The sequence below is a fragment of the Pseudomonas sp. H3_C08 genome (assembly GCF_054669455.1).
Genome location: NZ_CP162803.1, coordinates 118,371 through 133,882 on the forward strand (window position 1 = coordinate 118,371; position 15,512 = coordinate 133,882).

The 15,512-nt window shown below is 58.7% G+C and carries 22 protein-coding genes; 13 read left to right on the plus strand and 9 right to left on the minus strand.

Annotation, left to right across the window (positions count from 1 at the left end; genetic code table 11):
• The first annotated feature begins 1 nt into the window (after position 1).
• From AB4N74_RS00575 to recX, 8 genes are all read left to right on the plus strand, one after another.
• Positions 2-433: a phage tail assembly chaperone gene (locus AB4N74_RS00575; protein WP_414926592.1), complete on the plus strand. Its 432-nt coding sequence runs from the start codon at positions 2-4 to the stop codon at positions 431-433.
• Between the two features lie 32 nt (positions 434-465).
• Positions 466-1,668: a carbohydrate binding domain-containing protein gene (locus AB4N74_RS00580; protein ID WP_414926591.1), complete on the plus strand. Its 1,203-nt coding sequence runs from the start codon at positions 466-468 to the stop codon at positions 1,666-1,668.
• Positions 1,669-1,678: 10 nt separating this feature from the next.
• On the plus strand, positions 1,679-1,897 hold the full coding sequence (locus AB4N74_RS00585) for a hypothetical protein (protein ID WP_414926590.1): 219 nt from the start codon (positions 1,679-1,681) through the stop codon (positions 1,895-1,897).
• 36 nt (positions 1,898-1,933) lie between these two features.
• Positions 1,934-2,500, plus strand: coding sequence for a glycoside hydrolase family 19 protein (locus AB4N74_RS00590; RefSeq protein WP_095050439.1), 567 nt, complete (start codon positions 1,934-1,936; stop codon positions 2,498-2,500).
• Complete coding sequence (locus AB4N74_RS00595; protein WP_116254540.1) at positions 2,479-2,997, plus strand: lysis system i-spanin subunit Rz; 519 nt, start codon at positions 2,479-2,481, stop codon at positions 2,995-2,997. The genes AB4N74_RS00590 and AB4N74_RS00595 overlap by 22 nt, the downstream gene beginning before the upstream one ends.
• Before the next feature lie 67 nt (positions 2,998-3,064).
• Positions 3,065-3,565, plus strand: a complete 501-nt coding sequence (locus tag AB4N74_RS00600) for a CinA family protein (RefSeq protein ID WP_093436433.1) — start codon at positions 3,065-3,067, stop codon at positions 3,563-3,565.
• Positions 3,566-3,648: 83 nt separating this feature from the next.
• The gene (recA, locus tag AB4N74_RS00605; protein ID WP_007908746.1) at positions 3,649-4,704 is read left to right on the plus strand and encodes a recombinase RecA; all 1,056 of its coding nucleotides are present in this window, start codon (positions 3,649-3,651) and stop codon (positions 4,702-4,704) included.
• 8 nt (positions 4,705-4,712) lie between these two features.
• Positions 4,713-5,183, plus strand: coding sequence for a recombination regulator RecX (recX, locus tag AB4N74_RS00610; RefSeq protein ID WP_093436430.1), 471 nt, complete (start codon positions 4,713-4,715; stop codon positions 5,181-5,183).
• A gap of 55 nt (positions 5,184-5,238) precedes the next feature.
• Here the strand turns inward: recX and AB4N74_RS00615 are convergent, their stop codons facing one another.
• A complete protein-coding gene (locus tag AB4N74_RS00615; protein WP_093436427.1) occupies positions 5,239-6,357 on the minus strand; it encodes an LOG family protein in 1,119 nt (372 codons plus the stop codon).
• Positions 6,358-6,706: 349 nt separating this feature from the next.
• Here AB4N74_RS00615 and AB4N74_RS00620 point away from each other — a divergent pair, with 349 nt between their 5' ends.
• Positions 6,707-6,901, plus strand: coding sequence for a hypothetical protein (locus tag AB4N74_RS00620; protein ID WP_077571372.1), 195 nt, complete (start codon positions 6,707-6,709; stop codon positions 6,899-6,901).
• Here the strand turns inward: AB4N74_RS00620 and AB4N74_RS00625 are convergent, their stop codons facing one another.
• Positions 6,902-7,327 (minus strand): PA3611 family quorum-sensing-regulated virulence factor, encoded by a 426-nt coding sequence (locus AB4N74_RS00625; RefSeq protein ID WP_016985722.1) that lies wholly within the window; start codon positions 7,325-7,327, stop codon positions 6,902-6,904.
• A gap of 186 nt (positions 7,328-7,513) precedes the next feature.
• On the opposite strand from AB4N74_RS00625, the gene AB4N74_RS00630 reads away from it, so the two are divergent.
• Positions 7,514-8,263, plus strand: a complete 750-nt coding sequence (locus tag AB4N74_RS00630) for a tRNA-uridine aminocarboxypropyltransferase (protein ID WP_007908736.1) — start codon at positions 7,514-7,516, stop codon at positions 8,261-8,263.
• A gap of 72 nt (positions 8,264-8,335) precedes the next feature.
• On the opposite strand, the gene AB4N74_RS00635 is transcribed toward AB4N74_RS00630, so the two are convergent.
• A complete protein-coding gene (locus AB4N74_RS00635) occupies positions 8,336-8,494 on the minus strand; it encodes a hypothetical protein (RefSeq protein WP_156685511.1) in 159 nt (52 codons plus the stop codon).
• Here AB4N74_RS00635 and erdR point away from each other — a divergent pair.
• Positions 8,487-9,137, plus strand: a complete 651-nt coding sequence (erdR, locus tag AB4N74_RS00640) for a response regulator transcription factor ErdR (protein ID WP_095119237.1) — start codon at positions 8,487-8,489, stop codon at positions 9,135-9,137. The genes AB4N74_RS00635 and erdR overlap by 8 nt on opposite strands.
• Positions 9,138-9,211: 74 nt before the next feature.
• On the plus strand, positions 9,212-9,574 hold the full coding sequence (locus AB4N74_RS00645; RefSeq protein WP_099758166.1) for a diacylglycerol kinase: 363 nt from the start codon (positions 9,212-9,214) through the stop codon (positions 9,572-9,574).
• Here the strand turns inward: AB4N74_RS00645 and AB4N74_RS00650 are convergent.
• Positions 9,571-10,497, minus strand: coding sequence for a LysR family transcriptional regulator (locus AB4N74_RS00650; protein ID WP_093436421.1), 927 nt, complete (start codon positions 10,495-10,497; stop codon positions 9,571-9,573). The two genes, AB4N74_RS00645 and AB4N74_RS00650, sit on opposite strands and share 4 nt — an antisense overlap.
• Before the next feature lie 133 nt (positions 10,498-10,630).
• Here AB4N74_RS00650 and fpr point away from each other — a divergent pair, with 133 nt between their 5' ends.
• Complete coding sequence (gene fpr / locus AB4N74_RS00655; RefSeq protein ID WP_007908723.1) at positions 10,631-11,410, plus strand: ferredoxin-NADP reductase; 780 nt, start codon at positions 10,631-10,633, stop codon at positions 11,408-11,410.
• Positions 11,411-11,510: 100 nt separating this feature from the next.
• Here fpr and tsaA read toward each other — a convergent pair whose 3' ends face one another.
• The 5 genes from tsaA to AB4N74_RS00680 form a co-directional block, all read right to left on the minus strand.
• Positions 11,511-12,209 (minus strand): tRNA (N6-threonylcarbamoyladenosine(37)-N6)-methyltransferase TrmO, encoded by a 699-nt coding sequence (gene tsaA, locus AB4N74_RS00660; RefSeq protein WP_175559640.1) that lies wholly within the window; start codon positions 12,207-12,209, stop codon positions 11,511-11,513.
• A gap of 167 nt (positions 12,210-12,376) precedes the next feature.
• A complete protein-coding gene (locus AB4N74_RS00665; RefSeq protein WP_093436415.1) occupies positions 12,377-13,147 on the minus strand; it encodes an SDR family oxidoreductase in 771 nt (256 codons plus the stop codon).
• 129 nt (positions 13,148-13,276) lie between these two features.
• A complete protein-coding gene (locus tag AB4N74_RS00670; protein WP_320335685.1) occupies positions 13,277-13,747 on the minus strand; it encodes a YehS family protein in 471 nt (156 codons plus the stop codon).
• Between the two features lie 72 nt (positions 13,748-13,819).
• Complete coding sequence (locus AB4N74_RS00675; RefSeq protein ID WP_042704893.1) at positions 13,820-14,530, minus strand: rRNA pseudouridine synthase; 711 nt, start codon at positions 14,528-14,530, stop codon at positions 13,820-13,822.
• A gap of 190 nt (positions 14,531-14,720) precedes the next feature.
• Positions 14,721-15,194, minus strand: coding sequence for a GNAT family N-acetyltransferase (locus AB4N74_RS00680; protein ID WP_093436409.1), 474 nt, complete (start codon positions 15,192-15,194; stop codon positions 14,721-14,723).
• Between the last annotated feature and the right edge of the window lie 318 nt (positions 15,195-15,512).

The window sequence follows — 15,512 nt, forward strand, 5'->3', positions numbered from 1 at the left end:
TATGTATTATTTTTCGCCGGCAACTTCTGGTTTTTATCATTCGGATGTACATGGAGTGAGTATTCCTTCTGATGCGTTTGCACTCAGCGAAGGTGAATACTGCGGGCTGGTATCGAATGCTCCAAAAGGTACGGTTCTTTCGCTGAATAGTGAAGGACGACCGGAGCGGATATTTTTGGCGGAACCGTCCAGTGACGCGCAGGAGCGAATGTGGCGAGACAAAGCGTTGGGGCTGACTCAATGGCTGGTCCTTCGCGATGCCGAAGAATTGGAAGTGGGCGAGGGCACGACCCTGCGTACGGAGGAGTTCAAAGAACTCCTCGCCTATCGGCAGGCGCTGCGCGACTGGCCCAATCAGCCGGACTTCCCGGATGCCCGCTCGCGCCCGGTCGAACCTGACTGGCTTGAAGATTTGCTGCGGACCCATGGCTGAGCGGTTCGCCCTTCCATCAAGGATAGATATACATGGATTACCCAAAAAACGTCCCGGGCTCAGGCTTGGTCGACGGCAAGTTTGTCGATGAAGATGCCATCGCTGGAACGCCGGGGTCGTTGATCCCGGCGAGCTGGGGCAACAGTGTCACCCAGGAAATTCTCAGCGCGATTACCGCAGCGGGTCTGAAACCTGATGAACAGCAAACTGATCAGTTGGCGCAAGCGATCCGTCAATTGTCCAGGCCTGATCCGCTACAGCAGTTTCCTGTGCAGGTGTACCGCAGGAATGTGCTGATCAATGGCGGGTTCGATATCTGGCAGCGCGGCACGACCAACCAAGGGCCAAATATCGGTGGCTATGTAGCGGATCGTTTTCGCTGCGACTGGAATGGCAATGCTGCCGTAACCATCTCTCGTCAGGACTTTGCCCCAGGCCAGACAGAAGTGGCAGGCGAGCCGGGTTATTTTTTACGCTGGCAGCAAACCTCAGCGGGCGTCGGCGCTACCGAGCACAAGATTTCCCAAAGCGTTGAGTCAGTCAGGACTCTGGCCGGACGAACCGCCACCGTGACCTTTTGGGCGCGCTCCGATGCCACACGCTCATTGAAAGTGACGATCGGCCAGTACTTTGGCAATGGTGGTTCGGAAGCCGTCGTCAAAGTAGTCGATGTTTTTCCATTGAGCACGGCATGGAGCAAGTACAGCGCAACGTTCCAAGTGCCATCGATCGCGGGGAAAATGCTGGGCGCCAATGATTGTTTGCGCTTGGCTTTTGATTTGCCGCTCAACGTTTTGCAAACCGTGGATCTGACTCAGGTTCAATTGGAAGAGGGACCGGTTTCCACTCCATTCGAATACCGTCTTTCTGGCGAAGAATTGACGTTGTGTCAGCGTTATTTCGAAAAGTCTTTTGCCAACCGTTTACCGATTCGTGCAAACAACGGCACTGGCACCTGCATCGTCTCGTTTACTCAGGCAGCGGCTGGAAATACCGGTCAATACGGTATGGTCGTAGACATGCAGACTCAGAAGAGAGTGCAGCCGACTGTTGTCCTGTATTGCCCTGGAAATGCAAGTAATCAGGTTTGGAACTATTCGCAGGGAGTGCCTTGCACAGGCACTACGGTGCAAAGTGTGACACAGCGTAGTTTCGCGATCGGCACTGTGACGCCTGTAAACAGTCAGCCCGGTAACGGATTGCAGATTGAATGGACAGCGGACGCTGAGATCTAGGAGTGACCCCATGACCTATCAACTGACCACTTGCGGAGTACTGCGCACGGAGGACTCTTCGTTTATCCCGCAGGACCCAACCAATCGCGACTGGCTTGATTATCAAGCCTGGCTGTTATCTGGCGGCCAAGTCTTGCCGTTGAATGAAACCCTCGAAAAAGCAGCCCCGGACAGCTCAGTGAAAACTCTGGCAAAAAAATGGCTTGCAGGCATTGGTCGTCAACCGTGATTCAATCGGGGCAATATCCAGGGAGGATCAAGCATTATGCAAATAACTGAAAACAACCTTATCGACATCATGCCCAACGCCCGCTCCCAAGCGGGCGTTTTTGTTTCGGCGCTCAACAGCGCGATGGCGCGCCGTCATATCGACTCGCCCAAACGCGTCGCGGCGTTCCTTGCGCAAGTCGGTCACGAGTCCGGGCAATTGCGCTACGTGCGCGAACTGGGCAACAACCAATACCTGAGCAAATACGACACCGGTACGTTGGCCTTGCGTCTGGGCAACACACCAGAGGCTGACGGCGACGGGCAAAAATACCGCGGACGCGGGTTGATCCAGATTACTGGCCGTTCGAATTACCGCCAGTGCAGCGTTGGCCTGTTCGGCGATGAACGTCTGTTGTCCCTGCCCGAACTGCTCGAACAGCCACAATGGGCCGCCGAGTCTGCGGCATGGTTCTGGGAACAGAACGGCTTGAACGAACTGGCTGATCGCGATCAGTTCAACACCATTACCCGTCGCATCAACGGCGGGTTGAACGGCCTGCAGGATCGCCTGGAAATCTGGGCGCGGGCGAGGGCGGTGCTATGCCAATCCCCTGGCGAGTGATCGGCATCTTATTGCTGGCCGCTGCTGCGTTTGCAGCGGCCTGGCAATTTCAGGAGTGGCGCTACGGCCGACAGTTGGCCGAGCAGGCCCGGTTAAACGCCGAAACCCTTAATCAACTGACGCAGACCGCCGCCACCGCGCAACAGGCCGAGCAGGATAAACGCCTGGCGCTGGAGCAGCGGCTCGCGACCAGTGAACAAACCCATTATCGAGCGCTGAGCGATGCCCAACGTGATCAGGATCGCCTGCGCGATCGTCTTGCCACTGCTGATGTGCGCCTGTCAGTCCTTCTCGACGCCAGCGACATCGCCCCAGGCTGCAACGTGCCAGCCACCGCCGGCGCCGGCCGCGTGGATCATGCAACCGTACGCGCCCGACTTGACCCGGCGCATGCTCAACGAATTATCGCCATCACCGACACCGGCGACCGTGGACTGATCGCCTTGCAGGCGTGTCAGGCGTATATCAGAGCGCTGGCGCCCGAACATTTTGAATGAGTCTGTGTATTGAAAGCGCAACCGGCTCGTGTACGGTGGAGGCATTCCACACGATCCGGAGCACGCCGTGAAAGAGATCACTCAACTGGCCGCCGACCTTGGCCGACGTCTGCAACTGCTCAATGCCCACGTCACCACCGCTGAATCCTGTACCGGTGGCGGGATTGCCGAAGCGATCACGCGGATCCCGGGCAGTTCGGCGTGGTTTGAGGCTGGCTACGTCACGTATTCCAACCGGCAGAAAACTCAGCAACTGAATGTGCCGGTCGAGCTGTTCGAAACAGTCGGGGCGGTCAGCCGCGAGGTGGTCGAGGCGATGGTACGTGGTGCCCAGGACAAAAGCCTGGCGCGATTTGCCGTAGCGGTCAGCGGTGTCGCCGGGCCGGACGGTGGCTCGCCGAACAAGCCGGTCGGTACGGTGTGGCTGGCGTGGGGCGTTGGCGAGACGGTCACCACTGAGGTTCAGCACTTTCCCGGCAACCGCGATGAAGTCCGCCGACAAACGGTGAAGGCCGCGCTAGAGGGGCTCTTGCGACTAGCGGCACGAGAAATCGAAAATCAGGGGTAGGCGATCCGCGAACGCTGTGGAATAATACTGGCTACTTATACAGGTGTTGGCCGTCAGGCCTTATTGATTACGTGAGGACTTTAATGGACGACAACAAGAAGAAAGCCTTGGCTGCGGCCCTGGGTCAGATCGAACGTCAATTCGGCAAGGGTGCCGTGATGCGTATGGGCGATCAAGACCGTCAGGCGATCCCGGCTATCTCGACTGGCTCTCTGGGTCTGGACATTGCACTCGGCATTGGCGGTCTGCCAAAAGGCCGTATCGTTGAAATCTACGGTCCTGAATCTTCCGGTAAAACCACGCTGACCTTGTCGGTGATCGCCCAGGCGCAAAAAGCCGGCGCGACCTGCGCATTCGTCGACGCCGAACACGCCCTCGATCCTGAATACGCCGGCAAGCTGGGCGTCAACGTCGACGACCTGCTGGTGTCCCAGCCGGACACCGGCGAACAGGCGCTGGAAATCACCGACATGCTGGTGCGCTCCAACGCTGTTGACGTGATCATCGTCGACTCCGTGGCAGCCCTTGTACCGAAGGCTGAAATCGAAGGCGAAATGGGTGACATGCACGTGGGCCTGCAAGCCCGTCTGATGTCCCAGGCGCTGCGTAAAATTACCGGTAACATCAAGAACGCCAACTGCCTGGTGATCTTCATCAACCAGATCCGTATGAAGATCGGCGTGATGTTCGGCAGCCCGGAAACCACTACCGGTGGTAACGCGCTGAAGTTCTACGCTTCGGTTCGTCTCGACATCCGCCGTACCGGCGCGGTGAAGGAAGGCGACGAAGTGGTCGGCAGCGAAACCCGCGTCAAGGTTGTGAAGAACAAGGTCGCTTCGCCGTTCCGTCAGGCCGAGTTCCAGATTCTTTACGGCAAAGGCATCTACCTCAATGGCGAGATGATCGACCTGGGCGTGCTGCACGGTTTCGTCGAGAAGTCCGGCGCCTGGTATGCCTACGAAGGCACCAAGATCGGTCAGGGCAAGGCCAACTCGGCCAAGTTCCTGGCGGACAACCCGGAAATCGCCGCGAAGCTCGAGAAGCAACTGCGTGACAAGCTGCTTACTCCAGCCGTGATCGACTCCAAGGCCTCAGCAGTCAAAGAGACTGAAGACGACCTGGCCGACGCTGACATCTGATTGCAGCGATGACCACTGCAGTACTCGATACCCTCGTCGCGGTGCGACGAACCGCCATGGACCTGCTCGCACGTCGCGAGCATGGTCGAGTCGAGCTGACGCGCAAATTGCGTCAGCGCGGCGCCGAGGCGCAGATGATCGAAACAGCCCTCGACCGTTTGACGGAAGAGGGGCTGCTTTCCGAAGCCCGTTACCTTGAAAGCTTTGTTTCCTACCGTGCCCGTTCCGGCTATGGCCCTCTGCGGATTCGCGAAGAGCTGAGCCAGCGCGGTTTGCAGCGCGCCGATATCGAACTCGCCCTGCGCGAAAGCGGTATCAGTTGGCAGGAGCAATTGCAGGAGACGTGGCAACGCAAGTTCTCCGGGCATTTACCGATTGATGCGAAAGAACGGGCCAAACAGGGCCGGTTCCTGGCCTATCGGGGGTTCTCGATGGAGATGATCAACCGCTTGTTCAGCGGTCGAGGGATGGACGATTAAACCGATTCAATAAAAACGGCCCGCTATGAAAATAGCGGGCCGTTTTTTTTTGCCCTCAAATTACCTTTGACGGTTCGCGGCTGCGTTGCGCTGTTTGCGGTTGGGAATCTGCCCAGTTTTCCGGTAGGTTGATGTAATCGATCAACTCCCTCAGACGCCCGTGAGTGCGCGCGTTGAAGGTGAAGGCCAGTCGCGCCAAATGGCTGAACTGCGCTTCATCGTGTTCCTCGCCGGCGTAGTCGTGCTGATGAAACTGGTCACTCAGGCACAGATCGGCGAATGCTTCCTGCATGTGCTCCAGCGCCTGATCGCTGAGTTTGTGATGCATGCGAATTACGAATTGGCGCTTGAGCCAGCGACTGGAGTGGAAGTTACTGTAGAACTGGTTGATCTGCTCCACCGCCTCGTCGACGCTGTAGACCAGTCGCATCAGTTTCATGTCGGTCGGCAGGATGTAGCGGTTGCTCTCCAGTTGCTGGCGGATAAAGTCCATCGCGCCCTGCCAGAACGTGCCGCCCGGCGCATCCAACAGCACCACCGGCACCAATGGACTTTTACCGGTCTGGATCAATGTCAGCACTTCCAGCGCTTCATCCAGCGTGCCGAAGCCACCGGGGCATAAAACCAGTGCGTCGGCCTCTTTGACGAAAAACAACTTGCGGGTAAAGAAGAAGTGGAACGGCAGCAGATTGCCGGTACCGTCCACCGTCGGGTTGGCATGCTGTTCGAAGGGCAGGGTGATATTGAAGCCAAGGCTGTGATCGCGGCCGGCACCTTCGTGCGCGGCGGCCATGATGCCGCCGCCAGCACCGGTGATGACCATCATTCCCGAGCGGGTCAAGGCTGCACCGAGTTCGCGAGCCATCGCATACAACGGATGTTCGACCGGTGTGCGCGCCGAACCGAATACGGTGACTTTGCGTCGGCCCTTGAATTGCTCCAGTACCCGAAACGCCTGCTCCAGTTCGCGCAGGGCTTGCAAGGTGATCTTGGCATTCCAGCGGTTATGGTCTTCCTGGGCCATGCGCAGCACGGTCAGAATCATGTCGCGGTAGATAGGGATATTCGGGCTGTTGGGGGAAACACGGTTGAGTTGTTCTTCGACCTTGCTGATGAGGTCGGGGCCGCTTTCCTGAAAATGACGACTGAGCAAGTCATTCGGTTGGTAAGGCATTCAACGTCTCCTTCTGCACAGGGCGTCGGCCCTGACGAGCGGCGTCAGTGCCGCGCTGCAAAAAACACACGATCGGCAGTTCCTTGCCTGCCGTTGAAAAAAGATCGGGAATACACTGAATCTAGACCCTCGCACGGATTTGCGCTGACTTGATCATTGCGCCGTAAAGTTTTGGCTGGCAATCGTTTATTGATTTTCCGCGCGTTGCTTCACCGCTCGTCCGAACGTGCGCCAAGCGGCAATCCCTCTGATTAACTAACGTACAGGCGCCGTACGACAGCTTGCGTCAACGACCGTAGGCCAGGCGCATGCAATTCAAGGATTCGTGGGTGGCAAGGAGGCGGGACATATGGCCAGAGTGATTCTGGAGATCGATACGCAGCTGTATCGGATGTTGAAAGCGGCAGCCGAGACCAATCAACTCAGTCTCGAAGAGGAGTGCTGCCGGCGGTTGGCGGGCGGCGAGCGCCGTTCACACTATCTACAGGCCTTGCTGGCCGAACTGCGCGCCGAGGATGAACAGCGGCGCGCCAATTCGCGATGATTACTTCTTCTTCGCCGGGGCGGCTTTCGGGCAATCCGATTCCTGGTAGCTGGCGGAGCCGATCGCTTTGTTGGTTTTCACTTCAGTGAAGTCGTAACGCATGATCGCACCCTTGGCCATCAGCTTGCGGAACGACGGGTTGTTGCACACCGAGGCGCCCAACTGGAAATACACGGCTTTAGGGTCAGCGCGCATTTTGTCGGCGTGGCTCTTCTGCACGCTCAGGTGGTTGATCAACTGCGTGCCTTCCACGGTAAAGCCCTGATCAAGAATGTCTTCACTGATGGCGCGTGGCGTGCCGACGCTGCTTTGTGCGGCGACGTTGCGCAGCTCGCGGTTCAGATTCTGCTCACTCAGGGAGGCAGCCTGAGCGGTGAAGGACGACGCCAGCAGAATGGCAGCGGTAGGAACGATAAGGCGCAGCATGAAACTCTCCTGATTCAGTGACTGGTGGTTCGACCAGCCCTGTGGCTGTGCGTTCAGTGGCGCCGGATTATAGGGGAGCCGGTCGGGACGGTACAGGTTTGCACTCGCCGCTCTGGTAAACTGCCGGCCTTTATAGCCTTGCCGAGTGCTGTGCGTGTCGAGTTTTCCTGCCGTAAGGCGTTGCCCGTGACCCATCATGCCCCCAACGCCGTAGCCCGCTTGCGCGATCAGCGCGAGGACGAGGGCATCAAGCCGATTCAGGCCCGTGGCTTTCGCTCCGAACGTTGCCGCGATTGCCGGGTGATCATCAGCCATTGCCTGTGCGCCTGGCGACCTAGTGTCGAGACGCGGTCGGGCGTGTGCCTGATCATGACCGGCAAGGAAGTGTTCAAACCGAGCAACACCGGTTGGCTGATTGCCGACGTGGTACGCGATAACCATGCGTTTATCTGGTCGCGTACCGAGCCCGATCCGCAGATGCTGGCGCTGCTCAATGACCCGCAATGGCAACCGTACCTGGTGTTTCCCGGCGAATACGTGGAGCCCTCGCGAGTGACCAATACTGTCGCGATCGATAGCAGCAAGCGCCCGTTGTTCATTCTGCTGGATGCGACCTGGACCGAAGCGCGGAAGATTTTCCGCAAGAGCCCGTATTTCGATCGCTTGCCGATTCTCAGTCTGCTGCCCGATAAACTCTCGCGCTACCGCTTGCGCCGTTCGACCCGCAGTGAGCACCTGTGCACCGCCGAAGTCGCGGCGTTGTGCCTGGAGCTGGCCGGTGACAGCGATGCCGCCTCGGCGTTGGACGCCTATTTCGACGTGTTCAGCCAGCATTACCTCGGCGCCAAACAGCAACTGGACATGAATGAATCGACGCCGGCTCACGCCGAGTTGCTGCCCTATATACGAAAGCCGCAGCCGGAGTTGGCCCAATAGTGGCCCATACTGTACAAGCCAGCGGCCGTGCTGCTTGACCACCCCGTCTTCGCTGGGCATGCTTGGCGCCGATTAGGGTGCGGCCAAGGTTTGAAACGCCGTGTTTGCTGATGATTGGCGTTGAACGTGCCCCTGTGGATATCGCTTGAAAGCGGCATCTTGAGTTGCTTTGGCCAGACCGGAATGCTCCGGGTCTGCCATCAAAAACAGGATCATTTGAAAAATGGCCACATACGACATCCTGATTGCCGATGATCACCCCCTGTTTCGCAGCGCCCTGCATCAAGCGGTGACGCTAGGCCTTGGCCCGGATGTACGGCTGGTGGAAGTGGCGAGCATCGCCGAGCTGGAAGCGCGTCTGACCGAAAAGGCTGATTGGGATCTGGTCCTGCTGGACCTGAACATGCCCGGCGCTTTCGGGTTTTCCGGGTTGGTCATGCTGCGCGGGCAGTACCCGCAGATTCCGGTGGTGATGGTTTCGGCGCAGGAAGAAGCTTCGGTGATGGTCAAATCCCGTGAGTTTGGCGCCAGTGGTTTTATTCCCAAGTCCAGCGACCTCAGCGTGATTCAGGAAGCAGTGCGCAAAGTGCTCGATGGCGATGTGTTCTGGCCGCCACAAGCGTTCGAGGCGGTCAGTGTTTCCGACGAAGCCAAAGCCGCCAGCGATGGCCTCGCCAGCCTGACGCCGCAGCAGTTTCGCGTGTTGACCATGGTCTGCGAAGGCCTGTTGAACAAGCAGATTGCCTATGAACTGAGCGTGTCGGAAGCGACCATCAAGGCCCACGTCACGGCGATCTTTCGCAAGCTGAATGTGCGCACTCGCACGCAAGCGGCTTTACTGCTGCAACAACTTGAGTCAATTCCGAGCCAATAATGGCTGGCGTCTTCACGCTTTTTTGACTTTTGTTGATCTAGCTTTCCCACTCCTTTTTGGTTGGTTTCTACTTTATGTCACCTTTCAAGGGCCAGACCGGCCTGAAACGTATCCTCAATGCCTCCGGTTACTCGCTGGATGGCCTGCGCGCAGCTTTCACTGGTGAAGCGGCGTTCCGCCAACTGGTACTGCTCAATGTGGTGCTGATTCCGCTGACGTTCTTCCTCAGTGTCAGCCGTGTCGAACAAGCGCTGTTGATCGCTGTGTGCCTGTTGGCGCTGATCGTCGAGTTGCTGAATTCGGCGGTGGAAGCGGCCATCGACCGCATCTCGCTGGAACTGCACCCGCTGTCGAAGAACGCCAAGGACATGGGCAGCGCCGCACAATTCGTGGCATTGAGCATGATCGCGCTGGTGTGGGCAGTGATTCTGCTTTAAGCGATTGTCGGCAAAACGATCTCGTCGCTGCGCTGCACCCCGGCGGTGAAAGCGCGGCACAGATCGAGAAATTCGCGCATGGCAGAAGTCTGATATTTCTGTTTGTGCCAGATGAAGTAGAACTGTCGCGCCAGATCCAGATCCGGCGTTTCCACCGGCACCAGACTGCCGCGGCGGAACGCATCACGCAGCGCCAGCCGCGAGATGCAGCCAATCCCTAGTCCTGATTCCACCGCGCGTTTGATCGCTTCGGTGTGTTCCAGCTCCAGACGGATATTCAGTGCGCTGCGATGGTGACGCATGGCCTGATCGAAGGTCAGCCGCGTGCCGGAACCCTGTTCACGCAGAATCCATGCCTCGCGAGTCAGTTCTTCCATGGTCGCGCTGCCGCGTTGGGCCAGCGGATGCTGCGGCGCGCAGAACACCACCAGCTCATCTTCAACCCAGCTCTGCACTTCGATGTCCGGGTGGCTACAATCGCCTTCGATTAGACCCAGATCAATTTCGTAGTGGGCGACTTGTTGCACGATATTGGCCGTGTTCTGTACGTGCAGCTTCACCTGGCTTTCCGGGTGGCGCTGCATGAAACTGCCGATCAGCAGGGTCGCCAGATAATTGCCGATGGTCAGCGTCGCGCCCACCGACAGCGAGCCGAAACCGGATTTGCCGTTGAGCAGGTCTTCGATTTCCTTGGCCTGATCGAGCAGGGCCACCGCCTGCGGCAAGAGCTGTTTGCCGAGGGCGTTGAGGCTCAGCCGTTTGCCGGCGCGGTCGAACAGCTGGCAGCTGGATTGGCGCTCGAGTTCGGTGATCGACGTGCTGGCGGCCGACTGCGAGAGGTTGAGCAGACCCGCAGCACGGGATACGCTTTCCTGCTGGGCGACGGCGACGAAGACTTGCAGTTGACGGAGAGTAAATCGCATATCGATATAACCGATAACCCTTATCTTAATAATCCAGTTAACAGATATTGTCGTCGCTATTAGAATGCGATGCAATTGCGCACCGTCGCCTTCAAAAGCCAGCGCAGACCCAATCTCCAGGAGTCAAACGTACATGAGCAACATGAACCACGAGCGTGTCCTCAGTGTTCATCACTGGAACGACACTCTGTTCAGCTTCAAGTGCACCCGCGATCCGGGCCTGCGCTTCGAGAACGGTCAGTTCGTGATGATCGGCCTGCAACAGCCCAACGGCCGCCCGCTTATGCGCGCTTACTCGATCGCCAGCCCGAACTGGGAAGAGCATCTGGAGTTCTTCAGCATTAAGGTGCAGGACGGCCCGCTGACCTCGCAACTGCAGCACTTGAAGGAAGGCGACGAGATCATCATCTCGAAGAAGCCTACCGGCACCCTGGTTCTCGACGACCTGAACCCGGGCAAGCACTTGTACCTGCTGAGCACCGGCACCGGTCTGGCGCCGTTCATGAGCGTGATTCAGGACCCGGAAACCTACGAGCGCTTTGAAAAAGTGATCCTGGTTCACGGTGTGCGTTACGTCAACGAAGTCGCGTATCGCGAATTCATCACCGAGCACTTGCCGCAGAACGAGTTCTTCGGCGAGGCGCTGCGTGACAAGCTGATCTACTACCCGACCGTGACCCGCGAGCCTTTCGAGAATCAGGGTCGCCTGACCGACCTGATGCGCAGCGGCAAGCTGTTCAGCGACATCGGCCTGCCACCGATCAACCCGCAGGACGACCGCGCGATGATCTGCGGTAGCCCGAGCATGCTCGACGAGACCAGCGAAGTGCTCGACAGCTTCGGCCTGAAGATCTCGGCGCGGATGCGCGAGCCGGGTGATTACCTGATCGAGCGTGCGTTCGTCGAGAAGTAAGCCCCCCTTAAAAAGCCCCCATTGCCTATGCAGGCAATGGGGGCTTTTTTATGCCCGAAACATTTCCTTCATGCCTGCCACGATCCATGTGGGTGCGGCCTCAGGCTGTGGCAGGAATCACTTCGAGCACGCGGATCTGCTCTGGCGTCGGGTAATGCCAGCGCACATCCAGATCCCAGAATTGCGCACCGTACTCGCGTTCAGGCGCCGGGGTTTGATAGGCCGGACGCGGATCCTGGGCCAGGCACTGTTCAATCAGCTCAACCAAGGGTTCGCCAAGGCGCTGAGCGTGTGTGTGCGCTTGTTTCAGCGCTGAGTCCGTCCACTGCACGTCAATCAACTGCGGCGCGGCGCTGGCGATGCTGTTGGCGGCGTTGGGAATGATGTCGGCGTAAGGCACGTAGGGCTTGATGTCGAGAATCGGCGTGCCGTCGAGCAAGTCGATCCCGGAGATGAACAACCGATTGGCTTCGACGTTGTCCAGTTTCACCACCGATTGGCCGATGCCGTTTGGTCGATGGGTGGCACGGGTGGCGAATACGCCCATGGATTTGTTGCCGCCCAGTCGCGGTGGGCGGACTTTCAGCCGTGGTTTGTCTTCCAGTGCCTGATGGAACAGAAACAGCAGCCAGACGTGACTGACCTGCTCCAGCCCTTGCACGGCGTCACCCTGATCGAACGGCGCCACCAGTTCCAGCACGCCACGGGCGGCGGGGGCCAGTTGCGGTTGACGGGGGATGGCGAATTTCTCCTTGAAGCAGGAGCGCACGAAGCCGATGGGGGAGACGCTGTAAGTCATGGTTTGCATTCGAAGCGGGGCAGGGGTGGGCATGATAACCCGTCCCGCATGAGGTCTGGTGCTGGCAGGGCTGGCCTCTTCGCGAGCAAGCTCGCTCCCCATTTGATCTATGGCGTGCACAAGATCCCTGTGGGAGCGAGCTTGCTCGCGAAGGCCGCGCCGCCGATCTACAGACTGAACCCACCATCCAGCGGAATAATATTCCCGGTCATATAGGCCCCAGCCGTACTCGCCAGACTGATCGCCAACGCCGCCATTTCCTCTTCACGCCCCCAACGCTTCATCGGAATCAGCGCGGTATCCTCGGCCAATGCCTGCTGGTCATTGCCAATATGCTGGGTCATCTTGCTCGGGAAGCGCCCCGGCGCAATCACGTTGACGTTGATGTGCTGGCTCACCAGTTCCCGCGCGAGAATCCGCGACAATTGATGCAGGGCAGCTTTACTTGGCCCGTAGGCATACGCCTGCTCGCCAAACGAAGAAATCCCCGCCACCGAGCCGATGTTGATGATCCGCGCCGGGTTCGCCGCCGACCCCGCTTTGCGCAACAACGGTAGAAACTGCTGGATGCAACTGAACACCGACGTCACGTTGAGCTGCATGACCTTTTCCCAACCCTTGACCGGGTAGCTCTCCAGCGGCGCGCCCCAAGTAGTGCCGGCGTTGTTCACCAGAATATCCAGATGCGTGATCTGCTCGCCCAGGCGCGCGGCCAGTTCCTGCACGCCTTCTTCCGTCGCCAGATTCGCCGCCACGCCGTGACACTTGCCCAAGGCGCTGAGTTCTTCCGCGGTTTGATGGCAGGCTTCGGCGTCGCGCGAGCAGACATAGACGCGCGCGCCAGCCTCGACAAAGGCTTTGGCGATCATTTTGCCGATACCACGGGTGCCGCCGGTCACCAGAGCGGTGCGGCCTTGCAGGGAGAAATACGGGTGCATGGCGAGTCCTGAGTGCTAGGGATCAATACACCCTAGTCGTCAGCCGCGAAAAGCGGAGCCACTATTTTCAGAGGGAATGAGCGGTTATGCGTTGCGGCGGCGACCATCAGTCGCCACCGCAGAAGGGGATCAGGCCGGGCGAACGCGCAGGGTCAGCCCCTTGAGGAAGTTGCGCAGCAACTGGTCGCCGCACGGGCGGTAGTTGGTGTGGCCGACCTTGCGGAACAGCGCACTCAGCTCAGGCTTGGACACCGGGAACTCGGCGGCCTTGAGGATTGCGTGCATGTCGTCTTCTTTCAGTTCGAAGGCCACGCGCAGCTTTTTCAGGATGATGTTGTTGGTCACCGGCACTTCGATCGGCTGCGGCGGACGGCTTTCGTCCTTGCCACGCTTGAAGATCACCAGACCGTCGAGGAAGTGCGCGATGACTTCGTCCGGGCAGCGCACGAAACCTTCTTCGTCTTCTTCTTTCTTGTCGAGCCAGGCCACTACGTCGGCGAGCGCTACTTCCATGCCGCCGAGTTTGATGATCTCGACAACCTTCTTGTCGCTGATGTCGAGCATGTAGCGCACGCTGCGCAATACGTCGTTATGAATCATGTGAGTAATCCTGATAAGCGTTGTGGGCAGCACGCAGGCGCGCTGCCGGAATGTGTGGCGGCAGTGGAAGTCTTAGAACTTCTCTTTGCCGGACAGGTAGCGCCATTGGCCGACCGGGACTTTGCCGATCGAGACGCCGCCGATGCGGATGCGACGGATGCCGATGACCTTCAGGCCCACCGCTTCGCAGAACTGGGCGATGATGCCGGGCTGCGGGTTTTTCATGGCGAAGCGCAGCCGGTTTTCGTTCTGCCAGCTGGCCTTGACTGGCGGCAGCTCCTTGCCCTTGTGGGTCAGGCCGTGCTGCAGGCGATTGAGGCCGTGGGCGACCATGTCTCCTTCAACTTCAACCACGTATTCCTGCTCGATCTTCGCGGCGTCGGCGGTGAGTTTGCGGAGGATTTTCCAGTCCTGAGTGAACACCAGCAGGCCGCTAGCCTTGGCTTGCAGGTCGGCGCTGGCGGTCAGGCGCAGGAAGTGCCCGCGCAACGGGCGCTTGCTGAAGCGGTGTTCTTCGCTGAGGGTTTCGGCGCTCAGCGATTGCATGGCGGTCTCGACATCCATGCCAGCCGGCGCGTTGAGCAGGATGGTCACCGGCTCCGGTGCGGTGGCCTTGGCGTCCTTGTCGAGCTCGACCTTCTGGTCGCCGACCTTGAATTGCGGCTCGTCAATCACTTCGCCGTCAACGGTGACCCAGCCGCCCTCAATGAACAGTTCGGCCTCCCGGCGGGAGCAACCGACCAGTTCGATGAGGCGTTTGGAGAGGCGAATCGGGTCAGTCATGACAGGGCCGTAACAAAAAAGGGGTGGGCATTGTACCTGTGTGGCGCCGGTTAAGCCCGGTTCCATTTACAGGCTGTTCGCAATTCCCTGTGGGAGCCAGCCTGCTGGCGATTGCATCACCGCGGTGTATCTGACTGACCGCGGCGCATGCATCGCGAGCAGGCTCACTCCTACATGGGGTTGTGTTGTATCAGCCGTTGCCTGAGCGTTGCTGATTTTGTCGCAGGCGCATGTGCAGCAACGGATACGGCTGGCCCATGCCATCCACCTCCGAACGGCCGATCACCTCAAAACCCTGCTTGAAGTAAAAGCCCAAGGCTTGTGGGTTCTGCTCGTTGACATCGAGTTCATCGGCATTCAAGTGCTGCATCGCGTAGGTGAGCAGTTTCTTGCCCAAGCCCTGGCCACGATGTTCGGGATCGATGAACAGCATTTCAATCTTGCCCGCTGCAACTCCGGCAAATCCGGTGATGCGCTGGTTAGCATCCTTGGTGCAGATCAGCATTACTGCATCGAGATAGCGGGTGAGCACCAGATTGCGCAGCAGTTCGATATAGCTGTCCGGCAGAAAATCATGGGTCGCACGGACCGAGGCCTCCCAGACCCGGGTCAGTTCCTGGTAATCGCTGAGTTTCGGTGTGTGGATGACCGAATGGTGACGCATGCCCGTCTGCCTCTTGTCCGTTTCAAGGGAGTCCGTCCCCCGCTAAACGATAGCCGTAAAAAAGCCCCGCATCTCGTAAAAAGAGCGGGGCTTTTTGTATTTTTTTGCGGTGTCTGGCTGGCTGTTTCTGTCGCCAGCAAGAGCTCACCCCCTCACCCCAACCCTCTCCCCCAAGGGGGCGAGGGGGAAGGGAGCTGATCTCCGTGCTGTTCAAAGCCTGAGTCCGACTCGATATTTCAGGTCGCCGCAATTCGAAAGAACACATAGATCAGTCCCCTCTCCCTCCGGGAGAGGGTTAGGGTGAGGGGCTTTTGACGT